Consider the following 13,507-nt stretch of genomic DNA (forward strand, 5'->3'; position numbering starts at 1 on the left):
AAAGCTCCCGCTTCAGTAGGCATTCGCTACCCGCAGTACCATGAGGGACCAAGAATGCCGTCGACAGAGCTGCTCATCGCGTTCTTCGCCACCACGGCGATCTTCGCCTATATACCCGGCCCCGCCATGCTTTATGCGGCGGCGCAGACCATGGCGCGCGGGCGCTGGTCGGGGCTGACGGCGGCGCTGGGCATCCATCTCGGCGGCTATTTCCATGTCTTCGCTGCCGCCACTGGCCTGTCCGTGCTGTTCCACGCCGTGCCGCCGCTCTACATGGCGGTCAAGCTCATCGGCGCGCTCTATCTGATCTGGCTCGGCGTTTGTCTCTTCCGCAAGCGCGCGGATGGCGAGACGGCGCAGCCCGCGATCGAGCGGAAATCGGCCCGCCGGGCCTTTTTCGAGAGCATCACCGTCGAGGTGCTCAATCCCAAGACGGCGATCTTCTTCATGGCGTTCCTGCCGCAGTTCATCGACGCTTCGGCGGCGTTGCCGGTCTGGCTGCAGTTCGTGGTGCTGGGAACCATCGTCAATCTGATGTTTTCCTCGGCCGACATCTCCTGCGTGTTCCTGGCCGGTGCGATGATCGCCCGGCTGCGGCGCTCGGGCCGAGCGCAGCGGCTGATGCAGCGTGCGGGTGGCGCCGTGCTGGTCGGCCTCGGCGTCCACGTCGCCCTGCAGAAGAGCTGATTGCGCAGCCGTCTCCGGCTTGGGTCCGCGTCGGGCCTGCCGTTGCGCTCGCCCGAATTGCGGTATATCGGCATCGCCTTGAGTAGCCCACGCCACAATTCCGGCGCTGAAACCTAATCAAGTCCGGCCGTCTTCAGGCAGACCTCGAGTGAGATGATCAAGCACAATCCGCCTTCTCCGGAACCTTTGCATCGCACCATCGCCCGGTTCGGCGACGTCACCGTGCTGGTGGTGGGCGATTTCATCCTCGACCGCTTCGTCAGCGGCGTGATCGAGCGTATCTCGCCGGAAGCCCCCATTCCCGTGCTGCATGGAAAGGGCGAGACGTTGAACATGGGCGGCGCCGGCAATGTCGTCTCCAACATCGTTTCGCTGGGTGCTGCCGCCATACCCGTGTCGGTGATCGGCGCCGACCAGGCGGGTAACAATCTGATGCGGATGCTCAGCGAGATCGGCGTCGACGCGGACGGGCTCCTGCAGCGCCAGGACCGCATGACCTCGTCGAAAAGCCGTTTCAGCGCGCTCAACCAGCAGGTGCTGCGTTTCGACGAGGAAGAGATCAAACCGCTCACTTCAGCCGAGCGGGCGAAGCTCATCGATCATTTCCAGGCCGCGCTTGACCGCGCCGACATCGTCATCCTCTCCGACTACGGCAAGGGCATCCTGCTCGACGGCGTCGCCGGCGAGTTGATCGCGATCTGCCGCGATGCCGGCAAGCCGGTGCTGGTCGATCCGAAGGGGCGCGATTACGCGCGCTATGCAGGTGCTACGGCAGTGACGCCGAACCGCAAGGAGCTTGGCGAGGCTGTCGGGCGCAAGGTGTTCGGCGACGACGAGATCGTAGCCGCGGCGCGCGACTTGATTGCCGCGCATGATTTCGAGTTCATCGTCGCCACGCGCAGCGAGAAGGGGATGAGCGTGGTCTCCGCCGAGGATGCCCGCCACATCTCCACCCAGGCGCGCGAGGTGTTCGACGTTTCCGGCGCAGGTGACACGGTCATCGCCAGTTTCGCGCTGTCACTCGCCGCCGGCGCCGACCGGGTGCATGCCGCCGTCATCGCCAATGCCGCCGGCGGCGTCGTGGTGGGAAAACGCGGCACGGCGCGGCTGAACGTCGAGGAACTGTCCGGCGCGTTGTTCCGCTCGCATGGGCCGACGTCTCATACCGATGCCATTCTTGACGCCAATGCGGCGGCCAGGATGGTGGCAGCCTGGAAGGAAGAGGGGCTGACCGTCGGCTTCACCAATGGCTGCTTCGACATCCTGCATGCCGGCCATGTCAGCCTGCTGCATGCCGCGCGCAGCCAGTGCGACCGGCTGGTGCTCGGCCTCAACAGCGACGCCTCGGTGCACCGGCTGAAAGGGCCGGGGCGCCCGGTCAACAACCAGCATGATCGCGCCTGCGTGCTGGCCGCGCTCGCGTCGGTCGATGCCGTCGTCGTCTTCGAGGAAGACACGCCGCTGAAGCTGATCGAGGCGCTTCTGCCGGACATCCTGGTCAAGGGCGCGGATTACACGGTCGAGACCGTGGTCGGTGCCGATGTCGTGCAGAAGGCGGGCGGGCGCGTGGTGCTGGTCGATCTCGTCGCCGGCAAGAGCACGACGAACACCATCGGCAAGCTGCGTGCCGCAAACTGAGGATCTCATGTCTGACTTGAACGATTATCTTGTCCGCTCCGCGGCGGCGATCTCAGCGATGGTTGAACGCGACCTCACCGCGGAAATGGAGCGCGCCGTCGCGACCGTCGTCAAGGCGCTGTCGCAAGGCAAGGCGCTGCTGATCTGCGGCAATGGCGGCTCGGCGAGCGACGCCATCCACATCGCCGGCGAGCTGGTCGGCCGCTTCCTGAAGGAACGCAAGGCCTATAACGTCATCGCGCTGCCGGCCAACGCCGCAGTGCTGACGGCCTGGGGCAACGACTACGGCTTCGACACCGTCTTCTCGCGCCAGGTCGAGGCGCATGGATCGGAAGGCGCGGTGCTGCTGGCCATCTCGACCAGCGGCAACTCGCCAAGCATTCTTGCCGCCGCCGAGCAGGCGCGTGTGATGGAGATGACGGTGATCAGCCTGACCGGCGACACCGGCGGCAAGCTCAGGCCGCTGACCGACATCCTGCTCAACGTGCCGTCGACCTCGACGCCGATCATCCAGCAGGGGCATTTGTGCCTCTATCATCATCTGTGCGAGGCGGTCGAAGCGCGTCTCAGCAATGGCTGAGGGCGAGTCCGCCTTTCCGCTCGTCGAGCCCGGCCTATGGGTGGAGCGGATTGGTAGCAAGGTCTTTGCGGCCGGCCGACCGGCGCTGTTTCTCGACCGTGACGGCACCATCAATGTCGATACTGGCTATCCCGACAATCCGGCCGATGTAGAGCTGCGCGACGATATCATACTTGCCATCGAGGCCGCGAACCGGCGCGGGATTCCGGTCGTTGTCGTCACCAACCAGTCCGGCATCGCACGCGGCTATTTCGGCTGGGATGCGTTCGCCAGGGTCAACGAGCGCGTGCTCGGCCTCATGGCTGAACAAAACGCGTTTGTCGACATGGTTCTTGCCTGCGCCTACCACGACGCCGGCAAGGATCCGCTAGCGGTTGCCGACCATCCGATGCGCAAGCCCAATCCGGGCATGCTGCTGGAGGCGGGCCGGCGGCTCGGCCTCGATCTCAAGCGATCGCTGATCGTCGGCGACAAGCCGGCCGATATGGAAGCCGGCCAGCGCGCCGGCCTTGCGCGTGGCTGGCTGGTCGACGGCGAAGGCTCGACGATGGGCGGGCTCTCGGTTTTGCCGTTGCGCGGCGCTCATGACCTTGAGGCGCTGCTTACTGCGATACGGTCGCTCTGATCGCGGTTTGATTCAAAGCCCCGAGCTAAACCGCTTGTTTTTGCAGGTGAATTTCCGGAAGCCGGCACATTAAGTCGGAAAAGCCACCAGGCCCTCATCCTTGACGCGGCGGATGGTCAAGGCGGTGCGCACGGTGTCCACATTGGGCGCCGAAGCAAGCTCCTCGATGACGAAGGTCTGGAAGGTGCCGAGGTCGCTTGCCACGCAATGCAGCAGGAAGTCGGATTCGCCCGACACCATCCAGGCGTCGCGCACGATCGGCCAGCCGCGCGTGCGCTCGGCGAAGGCTTTCAGTTCGGCATCGGCCTGATGATGCAGGCCGATCAGGCAGAAGGCGACGACATCCATGCCCAGTGCCGGGGCGTTGAGAAGCGCGCGGTAGCCGCGGATGATGCCGGCCTCTTCCAGCCGCCTGACGCGGCGCAGGCAAGGCGGCGCCGAGATGCCGACCCGGTTGGACAGTTCGACATTGGTCATGCGGCCGTCGCCCTGCAGTTCGCGCAGGATCTTCCAGTCGATGGCGTCGAGATCGGCTTTCAGCGGCATGAAGGACTTTCGCGCAAGAATCTTTCGCAATTTTGTAATTTGGTTTCGCGCCAGAGGCCATAGCTTTGCGATGATTTTCTCCCTGTTTTGAGGCATGCCGTGATCCCAGAGCCGCGCATATCTCTGGACGACATGCATCGGTGACGGGCGGCGATATGGCCCGATAGGCGGGGAACGAAGCTTTCCGGGGACGAAAGCCAACCTGCCTTGCTGGTCTCACGGGCAACACTTACATTACGCGCGACAAACCACGGCTGCGCGCCGCAGGGGACTTTCATGAACACCAAACATGCGCCCGTTCTTATCATCGGTTCCGGCCCGGCCGGCTACACGGCGGCGGTCTACGCCGCGCGCGCCATGCTGAAGCCGATGCTGGTCGCCGGCCTGCAGCAGGGCGGCCAATTGATGATCACTACCGACGTCGAGAACTATCCCGGCTTCGCCGATCCGATCCAGGGCCCCTGGCTGATGGAGCAGATGCTCAAGCAGGCCGAGCATGTCGGCACCGACGTCATCAACGACATCATCACCGAGGTCGACCTCAATGTGCGGCCGTTTCGCGCCACAGGCGACTCCGGCACGGTCTACACGGCGGACGCCTTGATCATCGCCACCGGCGCGCAGGCCAAGTGGCTGGGCATCCCGTCGGAGCAGACTTTCATGGGCTTCGGCGTTTCGGCCTGCGCCACCTGCGACGGCTTCTTCTATCGCGGCAAGGACGTCGCGGTGGTGGGCGGCGGCAATTCCGCGGTGGAGGAGGCGCTCTATCTGTCGAACCTCGCCAAGAGCGTCACCGTCATCCACCGGCGCGGCGATTTCCGCGCCGAGCGCATCCTGCGCGAGCGGCTGCTCAAGAAGGACAATGTCCGCGTCATCTGGGACACGGTCGTCGACGAGATCACCGGACGGCCGGGCAAGGCGCCGCTGCCGCCCTCGGTCGAGGGCCTGACGCTGCGCAACGTGGTGACCGGCCAGGAATCGAAGCTGCCGGTCGACGGCGTGTTCGTCGCCATCGGCCATGCGCCGGCGGTGGAACTCTTCGCCGGCAAGCTGAAGCAGAAGCCGAACGGCTATCTGTGGACGGCGCCCGATTCCACCCGCACCGATGTGCCCGGCGTCTTCGCCGCCGGCGACGTCACCGACGACGTGTACCGCCAGGCGGTGACGGCGGCCGGGCTTGGCTGCATGGCAGCGCTCGAGGCGGAAAAATATCTGGCGGGCATCGAGGTTCACCGCGAAGCGGCGGAATGACAGATCGGCTGAAAGAAGCCGTTTAAAAGCCTGATTTTTCATTCAGACGCCGAAGGCAACGCGAGGGGAATCATGGCGCTGGACTGGGACAAATTACGCGTATTTCACGCAGCGGCGGAGGCTGGGTCGTTCACCCATGCCGCCGAGACGCTGCATCTGTCGCAATCGGCTATTTCGCGGCAGGTCAGCGCGCTGGAGCATGATGTCGGCGTCGCGCTGTTCCACCGCCATGCGCGCGGCCTGGTGCTGACCGAGCAGGGCGAGATGCTGTTCCGCACGGCGCATGACGTGCTGATGAAGCTGGAAACGATCAAGACGCGGCTGACCGAGACCAAGGACCGGCCGTCGGGCGTGCTCAGGGTAACGACCACGGTGGGCTTGGGCGCCGGCTGGCTGACCGAACGGGTGCAGGAATTCATCGAGCTCTATCCCGAGATCAGCCTGCAGCTGATCCTCGCCAATGAGGAGCTCGACCTCACCATGCGCCAGGCCGATTGCGCGATCCGGCTGCGCCAGCCGCAGCAGCCCGACCTCATCCAGCGCCGGCTGTTCACGGTGCATTTCCACCTTTACGCGGCGCCGTCCTATATCGCCAAGTTCAGCAGGCCGGCCTCGATCGCCGAGCTCAGAAACCACCGCATCGTCACCTTCGGCGTGCCGGTGCCTTCGCATCTGTCGGAGCTGAACTGGCTGGAGACCGTCGGCGATTTCGAGGGCGCGCAGCGGGTGCCGACGCTGCAGATCAACGACATCCTGTCGATCAAGCGGGCCGTGCAGGGCGGCGCCGGCATCGCCATGCTGCCGGACTATGTGATCAACAAGGACTCGAACCTGGTTCAGTTGCTGCCGGAGACCGAGGTGCCGTCCTTCGATACCTATTTCGCCTATCCCGACGCGATGAAGAACCAGGCGAAGCTGCACGTTTTTCGCGATTTCATCATCGCCAAGGCCCGCAGCTGGTCTTACTAAAAACGCCCGGCCGAGAAACTACTGCCCGCGCCACGGCGTCAGCCGTGGCAGCCAGCCGGGGACGGCGCGGCGGTAGGTTTCGTATTCCGCGCCATAGCGGTTGGCGAGCGTCGGCTCTTCATAGACCTTGACGAAGGAGACCATCGCCGCGGCGGCGATCAGGCCGTAGACCAGCATCGCCCAGCTCGAAAAGATCAGCGCCTGGCCAAGGATGATCGCCAGCACCGCCACGTACATTGGGTTGCGCACATGGCGGTAGATGCCGCCGACGACCAGTTTCTCGGTCGGAGCCACGGGAGCGGGCGTGCCCAAGCCCTCGAGGGCAAAACGGGCAAAGGCATGAAGCAGGATGGCGGCGGCTCCGACCACGAGAAGCGAGCCCGCAGGCACGAAGCCCGGCAGAGCCGACAGAGGTTTGCGATAGCGGTCGGTCAAGAGCCATGGCGCCAGGCCGGCGACGACGCCCGGCGCAACGACAAGGAACAGCGCGCTGCCGGCGATTGCCGAAAAAGTTCGCATCGTCGGTCTCCTGCCGTAAAAATAAACTCGGCTTGCCGAAATCGACATCATTTCGCCGATTCGCATATTTCCGAGCAAAATCAGCTCGATTTTGCATTTAAGCAGTCGCTTTAGGGCCGGAAACGCACCGGAATCGGCGATTTTTCTGGTCCTATGGGTTCCAGGAATAGGTTGGACCACAGCCTGCGTCTTTTTGCATGCGTGTGTTGCAAAATAGATGCTTGTTTCTTGGGCATGATGAGCACATATATAGTGTCATCTCCAGGGCGCGTTCTCCTCCCATTAGCGCCCTCGAGTGTTCCCCTCTGGAGGTTAGCCCTAATCGGCACTTCCAATCAACTCAGCCGGATCTTTATTGATCCGGCTTTTTTGTTGCCCGCGTGCCTTCGAGCCGGGAAAAAAACGACTGGATCCACCACGTAACAGTGACATGTAACATCGGGTAACATGTCGCGGACGAACTCTATGGTTTAAGTAGAGGATAGGACGCGGTTGGTCGGTTCGGGAGATGGGGGCATCACTCGGAAGACCGGGCTCAGGCAAGCACCGCGTCCGAACCATTTTTCCGGATGCGGCGGACCAGCCGTTGCCTCCCAGGAAAACGGTCCGCAATAGGAACGGCGTCCGGATCATCCGGACGCCGTTTTCATGTCTTCAACAGAAGTCTGCGACCTGCTCAGGCGGCTTTGCCGTTGGCGTTCATCGCCTCATCGGCGAGCCGGCCGGTGAGCTCGGCCATGTGGTCGAAAGCGGCCTTGTAGCTGGCGACGCCGGCGGTCGCCGAGCGCAGCTCGATGATCAGGTCACCGATTTCGGCCTGCGGCATGGTCGCCTCGACGACGTCCCAGCCGGGCCAGTCGGGCCTTGCATCATAGCCGAGGATCTGGCCGCGCCGCTGCGGGATCAGCGCGATGATCTTCGAGGTCGCGTCCGAAGGCGTGACGATCTCGACCTTCATCACCGGCTCCAGCAGGACCGGCGAACAGGCGGTCATGCCTTCCTTCATCGCGAGCTTCGCCGCCATCTGGAAGGCCATGTCGGAGGAGTCCACGGCATGGTAGGAGCCGTCCGACAGGTTGACGGCGACGTCGACAACCGGGAAGCCGAGCGGGCCTGTCTTCAGGTAGTCGCGGATGCCGGTCTCCACCGACTGAATGTAGGTTTTCGGCACCACGCCACCGGTGATGGTGTCGGAGAACTGGAAACCGGACCCGCGCGGCAGCGGCTTGATCTCGATCACCACGTCGCCGAACTGGCCGTGGCCGCCGGACTGCTTCTTGTGGCGGCCGCGCTGCTGCGCTCCTTTGCGGATCGTCTCCCGGTAAGGCACCGCCGGGGCATGACCCTCGATCGGGATCTGGTTCTTGCCCTCGAGGCGCTCGCGAACCACGCGCAGATGCATTTCGCCGTGGCCCGACAGGACGGTTTCGGCGGAATCCTGGTTGTGGCGCAGGCTGAGCGATGGATCCTCCTCGGCAAGCCGCTGGATCGCCGCGGACATTTTGACCTCGTCCTTGCGCTCCTTGGGGCGAAGCGCGAAGGCGAAGACAGGCTGCGGCGGTTCCAGCGTGATCAATGGCCGGATGCCGCCCTTGGCCGAACTCAGCGTCTGGCCGGTCTTGACGTCGTCGAGCTTGCCGAGCGCGACCGTGTCGCCCGCCTTGGCGGATGTCAGCTTCGTCTGGTCCTTGCCGAGCATCTTGTAGATGCCGGAAACCTTCGCCGTGTCGCCGTTGGAAAGGAAGAGCTCGGCCGCGTCGGCCAATTGGCCGGAAAGCACGCGCGACACCGAAAGCTTGCCGCCATGCGCAGTGTGGATGGTCTTCATCACCTGCACCACCGTCTGGCCGTCCGGCGCGCCAAGGCGCTTCCTGGTTGCCTCGACATCGGGCGCGTCGTGGCGAATGGCCTTCAACAGGCGCAGCACGCCATTGCCCTTCTCGGCCGTGCCGATCAGCACCGGCGTCACCGCGCCGGCGCGCAGGTCGGCCGAGAGATCATCGAAGATCGCATCCTTCGGCGGCTCGATCTCCTCCAGCAACTGCTCCATCAGGTGATCGTCATGGTCGGCAAGCGTCTCCAGCATGGAGAACCGCGCCTCCAGCTCGCGCGCCTTGTCGTCGTTCGCGATGTCGGCGACCTGGCTCTCGGCATATTCGCGGTAGATGTAGGCGCGTTCCAGCGCCAGATCGATCGAGCCGATGACGACGCCGTCCTTGCGCACCGGAATCTGGCGCAGCAGCAGCGGCACAGAACTTGCCGGCTGCAGCATCTTCAGCGTGTCGCGCACGCCCGTGATCGCCTTATCGACCTTGTTGAGGAACAGGATGCGCGGAATGGCGAGATCGTCGAGCTTGCGCATGATGAGCTGGAGCGCCGGGATCTTCTTCTCGTCGGCCTCGGCGACGACCACAGCGAGGTCGCAAGCGGCAAGCACGGGTTCGGCTTCGAAGGCGAATTCGATGGAGCCGGGGCAGTCGACGAAGGTGATCTGCTCGCCCATGAAATCGGTGGTGGCGAAGGTCGCCTCGACGCTCATGGCGTGAGCGCGGGCCTCGGGCGAATGATCGGAAACAGTGTTGCCCGACGAAACTGGTGACTGGCGGGGAATGGCGCCCGTGCGGGCGAGTATGGCTTCGAGAAGTGTCGTCTTACCGCTTGCGAAGGGACCGATTATGGCGATGCATTTCGGTCCCGTGCGTCGTCCTCCGGCGCGAGTACCCATGGCTGACCTCCACTCAGGCGTTTCCCAAGAGAGCGACCAGCAAAAGTGAAAACCGGTTTTGCGTCCGATCGCACCCTGTGCAGAGCGGCGGCCGGCCTGTTCGGCCGTCGCGGGCGGGGTTTATCCACCCCTTCCCAAAGCCATCGTCACACGGGTTCGCCGGGAGGGCAAGAAAAATAGGATGTTCGCCGGCTTGGAGTCGTCAGGCCACCATTTCCTATGTCAGGCTGTGAGGGCGAGCGGTTCGCGGGCGGCTGCACACAACGCGCTTGCCTTGTCGCGCGGCGCGGGCTTGCCGAAGAAATAGCCCTGGAAACGGCTGCAGCCGGCGGTCCTGGCGAGGGCGAATTCCTCCGCGGTTTCGACGCCTTCCGCGACGATGGCGATGTCCTGGATGCGGGCGATCTGGGCAAGCGCGGAAACGAAGATCTGCGCCACCTGGTCATGGGCGAGGCTGCGGATGTAGGAGCGGTCGATCTTGACGCTGTCGATGGGCAGCGACTTCAGATAGTTGAAACCGCAATGGCCGGTGCCGAAGTCGTCCAGCGCAATGTGGAAGCCGAGGCCGCGCAGCGCCTCCAGGCGCCTCAGAACCTCGGGCGTCGCGGCCGTCGCCACCGTCTCGGTGATCTCGATGATGAACTGCGATGCGGACCGGCCGGTTTCGCGCAGGATCCGGTTGCACATCGTCACGATCTCGTCGCGCTTCAACTGCTCGCCCGAGACGTTGATCGAGATACGCCGTCCGGGAAAATGCCCGACATCGGCACAGGCGCGCTTGAAGACCCACTCGCCGATCATGTCGATCAGCGTCGAGCGCTCGGCGATCGGGATGAATTCCGCCGGCGAGATCAAACCGCGCACCGGGTGACGCCAGCGGATCAAGCCTTCCAGCGCGTCGACCGAGCCGTCGGGATTGACGATCGGCTGATAGTGCAGCTCCAGCTCGCCGAGATAGACCGCGGCGCGCAGTTCGCGTTCCACCAGGCGGCGATAACGCTTGTCCGACAGCATCTCCTCATCGAAAACGGTGATGCGGCCGCGACCGGCGGCCTTGCTTTCGTAGAGCGCGAGATCGGCCAGCAGCATCAATTCAGCGCCGTTCGAAGCATGCAACGGCGCGAGCGCGACGCCCACCGAGATCGACAGGGGAATGATCTTGCCTTCATGCCTCTTGCCGGCACGCATCGCGTCCAGCAGCCGGCGCGCGTCCTTGTTGATAATGGCGACGTCGCCATGCGGAACCATGATGCCGAACTCGTCGCCGCCGAGCCGGCCGATGACGCCGTCCTCGAAGATGCGCTGGGCTTCCGCGACCAGGTGCGCCAGCGCCAGATCGCCGAACTGATGGCCGAACGTGTCGTTGAGCTGCTTGAAATGATCGAGGTCGATCAAAAGCAGGCTTGCCTGGCGACGGTTGCGCAAGCCGCCCAGCCAGTCGCCCAGCGCTTCGATGAAATAGCGCCGGGTCATGGCCCCGGTCATGGCATCGACGGTGAGAAAGCGATGCTTCTCGGCCTCGGCATCCGCCGCCGACTGCAGGCGCTGGACGACGCTCGAGCGCATATACATCAACACCAAAAGCGCCATTAAGGTCGATGCCACCGATACCGCCAGCGCGCCTGCGCGGGAGGCGTTCTCCGTCAGCGCGAAAGCCGCAAGCCCAGTGGCGGCGATGCTCATCACGAGCAAAGCCTGGATGCCGCGATAGATACGGCCGCTGTGATCCTTGATTGTCGCCAAGATACTCATGTCCGCGCCCCCACAGCACGCGACATGGCTAGGGCTTCAGCCGTTAACAAACACTGAGTTCGGCGACCGTTCCGCGGCATTAATCAGCGCCGGATTGAGCGGTGGCGTTTTATGGTTAAAAAGCAACGATTTATGACAGTTTGTTGACCGGCTAACGAGCCTCTATCGCGGGGCCTCGACGCGGTCGTCAGGCGGCTGAAAAAGGCCGGTTGCGTCAACAGCGCATCGGGGTGAAACTGCTTCGCAAGACGAGGCAGGAGCGGTTCACCGTCTCGCGGAAACGGCGAAACGCTCCATCTCTTTGTTTTTACGCAATTCCGGACGGAAGGTTACGGCGAAGGCGCCGAACTTAACCGCTCACACTTTCCTGGAATTGCTCCAGCGAAGCATTATTCGAGAAGGATTGGACGATGAAGATCATTGCGTGCGGCTCAGTGCCGACAGTCATCGCGCCGGACAAATACTTTACCGGGCGGGTGTTGCAGACGCCAATCGTCGAGAAGGAGGCGCCGGCAAGGCTCAGGGCGACGCTGGTCAGCTTCGAGCCCGGCGCACGCACGCATTGGCACACGCACCCGCTCGGACAGACGCTCTATGTCACCTCCGGCGCCGGGCTTGCGCAGACCTGGGGCGGACCGATCGAAGAGATCAGGGCAGGGGATGTCATTTCCTTCGCGCCGGGCGAAAAGCACTGGCACGGCGCCGGGGCGAAAACCGCCATGGCCCATATCGCCATGCAGGAGGCGCTGGATGGCGTCCATGCCGACTGGCTGGAAGCGGTCACGCCGGAGCAATATGGCGGCTAAGGCCAACAAAAAACCCGGCTGAAGCCGGGTTTCCGATGTGACGGCGTTTGCGCGATCAGGTCAGCGACGCGGTAAAGCGCTGGATGCGCGTGCAGGCTTCTTCCAGCAGCGCGTCCGAGGTGGCGTAGGAGATGCGGAAGTTCGGCCCCAGCCCAAAGGCCGAGCCGAACACCACCGCGACGCCTTCGGCTTCCAACAGTTCGGAGCAGAAGGCTTCGTCATTGTCGATGACCTTGCCCGTCTTGGTCTTCTTGCCAATCAGCTGGGCGCAGGACGGGTAGACATAGAAGGCGCCTTCCGGCGACGGGCAGGAGATGCCGCGCGCCTGGTTGAGCATAGAGACGACGAGGTCGCGCCGGCCCTGGAAGATCGCCTTGTTCCTGGCAATGAAATCCTGCGGCCCGTTGAGCGCCTCGACGGAAGCCCATTGCGCGATGGTGCAGGCGCCCGACGTCTGCTGGCCCTGGATCATGTCCATCGCCTTGACGAGCGGCACCGGGCCGGCGGCATAGCCGATGCGCCAGCCGGTCATGGCATAGGCTTTCGACACGCCGTTCATGGTCAGCGTGCGCTCATAGAGGTTCGGCTCGACCTCGGCGATGGTCTTGAAGACGAAGTCGCCATAGGTCAGGTGCTCATACATGTCGTCGGTCAGGGTCCAGACATGCGGATGCTTGAGCAGCACGTCGGCTAGCGCCCTGAGCTCGGCCTCCGTGTAGGCGGCGCCCGAGGGGTTCGACGGCGAATTCATCAACAGCCATTTGGTCTTCGGCGTGATCGCCTTTTCCAGCACTTGCGGTGTGAGCTTGAAGCCGTTGTCGATCGAGGTGTCGGCGAACACCGACGTGCCGCCGCAGATCGCCACCATTTCGGGATAGCTCACCCAGTAGGGGCGCGGGATGACGACTTCGTCGCCGGGGTTCAGCGTCGCCATGAAGGCGTTGAACAGGATCTGCTTGCCGCCGGTGCCGACGATGGTCTGCTCCGGCCGGTAGTCGAGGTTGTTCTCGCGCTTGAACTTCCTGGCGATCGCCTCGCGCAGCGGCACGATGCCGGAAACCGGCGGATATTTGGTCTCGCCGCGGCGGATCGCCTCGATCGCCGCGTTCTTGATGTTGTCGGGCGTATCGAAATCCGGCTCGCCGGCGCCAAGGCCGATCACGTCACGGCCGGCATTTTTCAGCTCGCGCGCTTTCTGCGTCACCGCGATGGTCGCGGAAGGCTTAACGCGGGAAAGGGCGTCGGCGAGAAAGGCCATGACAAAATGTCTCCTAGGAAAGCGGCCAGGAGCGGCCGCGGCGCCTCTCATGTCGCATCGTGGCGCGGAGCGCAAGCATTGTGCGATGAGCCAGAGGTCAAGGAGGCGTGAGCGGCAACGCTAAATTCATCAACGGCCGGTAAACCCTTGG

The 13,507-nt window shown here is 63.8% G+C and carries 12 protein-coding genes; 7 read left to right on the forward strand and 5 right to left on the reverse strand.

The features are described 5' to 3' along the window. The first annotated feature begins 54 nt into the window (after positions 1-54). The 4 genes from FJ430_RS12755 to FJ430_RS12770 all read left to right on the forward strand — a co-directional run bounded on the left by FJ430_RS12755 (position 55) and on the right by FJ430_RS12770 (position 3,530). A complete protein-coding gene (locus FJ430_RS12755; RefSeq protein WP_140703842.1) occupies positions 55-687 on the forward strand; it encodes a LysE family translocator in 633 nt (210 codons plus the stop codon). 153 nt (positions 688-840) lie between these two features. After that, entirely contained in the window at positions 841-2,325 is a 1,485-nt protein-coding gene (gene rfaE1 / locus FJ430_RS12760) for a D-glycero-beta-D-manno-heptose-7-phosphate kinase (protein WP_140703841.1), read from the forward strand. 7 nt (positions 2,326-2,332) lie between these two features. Further along, a complete protein-coding gene (locus tag FJ430_RS12765) occupies positions 2,333-2,905 on the forward strand; it encodes an SIS domain-containing protein (protein WP_140703840.1) in 573 nt (190 codons plus the stop codon). After that, positions 2,898-3,530, forward strand: coding sequence for a D-glycero-alpha-D-manno-heptose-1,7-bisphosphate 7-phosphatase (locus FJ430_RS12770; RefSeq protein ID WP_140703839.1), 633 nt, complete (start codon positions 2,898-2,900; stop codon positions 3,528-3,530). Before FJ430_RS12765 ends, FJ430_RS12770 begins: the two co-directional genes overlap by 8 nt. Before the next feature lie 69 nt (positions 3,531-3,599). Here FJ430_RS12770 and FJ430_RS12775 read toward each other — a convergent pair whose 3' ends face one another. After that, the gene (locus FJ430_RS12775; protein ID WP_140640772.1) at positions 3,600-4,076 is read right to left on the reverse strand and encodes an Lrp/AsnC family transcriptional regulator; all 477 of its coding nucleotides are present in this window, start codon (positions 4,074-4,076) and stop codon (positions 3,600-3,602) included. A 276-nt stretch (positions 4,077-4,352) separates the two neighbouring features. Between FJ430_RS12775 and trxB the strand changes: the two genes are divergently transcribed. After that, complete coding sequence (trxB, locus tag FJ430_RS12780; protein WP_140703838.1) at positions 4,353-5,327, forward strand: thioredoxin-disulfide reductase; 975 nt, start codon at positions 4,353-4,355, stop codon at positions 5,325-5,327. Positions 5,328-5,399: 72 nt separating this feature from the next. Then, complete coding sequence (locus tag FJ430_RS12785; RefSeq protein ID WP_140640770.1) at positions 5,400-6,296, forward strand: LysR family transcriptional regulator; 897 nt, start codon at positions 5,400-5,402, stop codon at positions 6,294-6,296. An 18-nt stretch (positions 6,297-6,314) separates the two neighbouring features. On the opposite strand, the gene FJ430_RS12790 is transcribed toward FJ430_RS12785, so the two are convergent. From FJ430_RS12790 to FJ430_RS12800, 3 genes are all read right to left on the reverse strand, one after another. Then, a complete protein-coding gene (locus FJ430_RS12790; protein WP_140703837.1) occupies positions 6,315-6,815 on the reverse strand; it encodes a methyltransferase family protein in 501 nt (166 codons plus the stop codon). A gap of 676 nt (positions 6,816-7,491) precedes the next feature. Beyond that, positions 7,492-9,540, reverse strand: coding sequence for an elongation factor G (locus tag FJ430_RS12795; RefSeq protein ID WP_140703836.1), 2,049 nt, complete (start codon positions 9,538-9,540; stop codon positions 7,492-7,494). A 222-nt stretch (positions 9,541-9,762) separates the two neighbouring features. Continuing rightward, positions 9,763-11,292, reverse strand: coding sequence for a putative bifunctional diguanylate cyclase/phosphodiesterase (locus FJ430_RS12800; RefSeq protein ID WP_140703835.1), 1,530 nt, complete (start codon positions 11,290-11,292; stop codon positions 9,763-9,765). A gap of 410 nt (positions 11,293-11,702) precedes the next feature. Between FJ430_RS12800 and FJ430_RS12805 the strand changes: the two genes are divergently transcribed. Continuing rightward, complete coding sequence (locus FJ430_RS12805) at positions 11,703-12,098, forward strand: cupin domain-containing protein (RefSeq protein ID WP_140653725.1); 396 nt, start codon at positions 11,703-11,705, stop codon at positions 12,096-12,098. 55 nt (positions 12,099-12,153) lie between these two features. Here FJ430_RS12805 and FJ430_RS12810 read toward each other — a convergent pair whose 3' ends face one another. Beyond that, positions 12,154-13,356 carry a pyridoxal phosphate-dependent aminotransferase gene (locus tag FJ430_RS12810; RefSeq protein WP_140703833.1) on the reverse strand — a complete coding sequence of 401 codons (1,203 nt, stop codon included), beginning with the start codon at positions 13,354-13,356 and terminating at the stop codon, positions 12,154-12,156. Between the last annotated feature and the right edge of the window lie 151 nt (positions 13,357-13,507).

Source organism: Mesorhizobium sp. B2-8-5, assembly GCF_006440675.2.
Lineage (GTDB): Bacteria > Pseudomonadota > Alphaproteobacteria > Rhizobiales > Rhizobiaceae > Mesorhizobium.

Coding starts and splice junctions, on each gene's coding strand:
- FJ430_RS12755 (WP_140703842.1), top strand. CDS start 55: ATGCCGTCGACAGAGCTGCTCATCGCGTTCTTCGCCACCACGGCGATC.
- rfaE1 (WP_140703841.1), top strand. CDS start 841: ATGATCAAGCACAATCCGCCTTCTCCGGAACCTTTGCATCGCACCATC.
- FJ430_RS12765 (WP_140703840.1), top strand. CDS start 2,333: ATGTCTGACTTGAACGATTATCTTGTCCGCTCCGCGGCGGCGATCTCA.
- FJ430_RS12770 (WP_140703839.1), top strand. CDS start 2,898: ATGGCTGAGGGCGAGTCCGCCTTTCCGCTCGTCGAGCCCGGCCTATGG.
- FJ430_RS12775 (WP_140640772.1), bottom strand. CDS start 4,076: ATGCCGCTGAAAGCCGATCTCGACGCCATCGACTGGAAGATCCTGCGC.
- trxB (WP_140703838.1), top strand. CDS start 4,353: ATGAACACCAAACATGCGCCCGTTCTTATCATCGGTTCCGGCCCGGCC.
- FJ430_RS12785 (WP_140640770.1), top strand. CDS start 5,400: ATGGCGCTGGACTGGGACAAATTACGCGTATTTCACGCAGCGGCGGAG.
- FJ430_RS12790 (WP_140703837.1), bottom strand. CDS start 6,815: ATGCGAACTTTTTCGGCAATCGCCGGCAGCGCGCTGTTCCTTGTCGTT.
- FJ430_RS12795 (WP_140703836.1), bottom strand. CDS start 9,540: ATGGGTACTCGCGCCGGAGGACGACGCACGGGACCGAAATGCATCGCC.
- FJ430_RS12800 (WP_140703835.1), bottom strand. CDS start 11,292: ATGAGTATCTTGGCGACAATCAAGGATCACAGCGGCCGTATCTATCGC.
- FJ430_RS12805 (WP_140653725.1), top strand. CDS start 11,703: ATGAAGATCATTGCGTGCGGCTCAGTGCCGACAGTCATCGCGCCGGAC.
- FJ430_RS12810 (WP_140703833.1), bottom strand. CDS start 13,356: ATGGCCTTTCTCGCCGACGCCCTTTCCCGCGTTAAGCCTTCCGCGACC.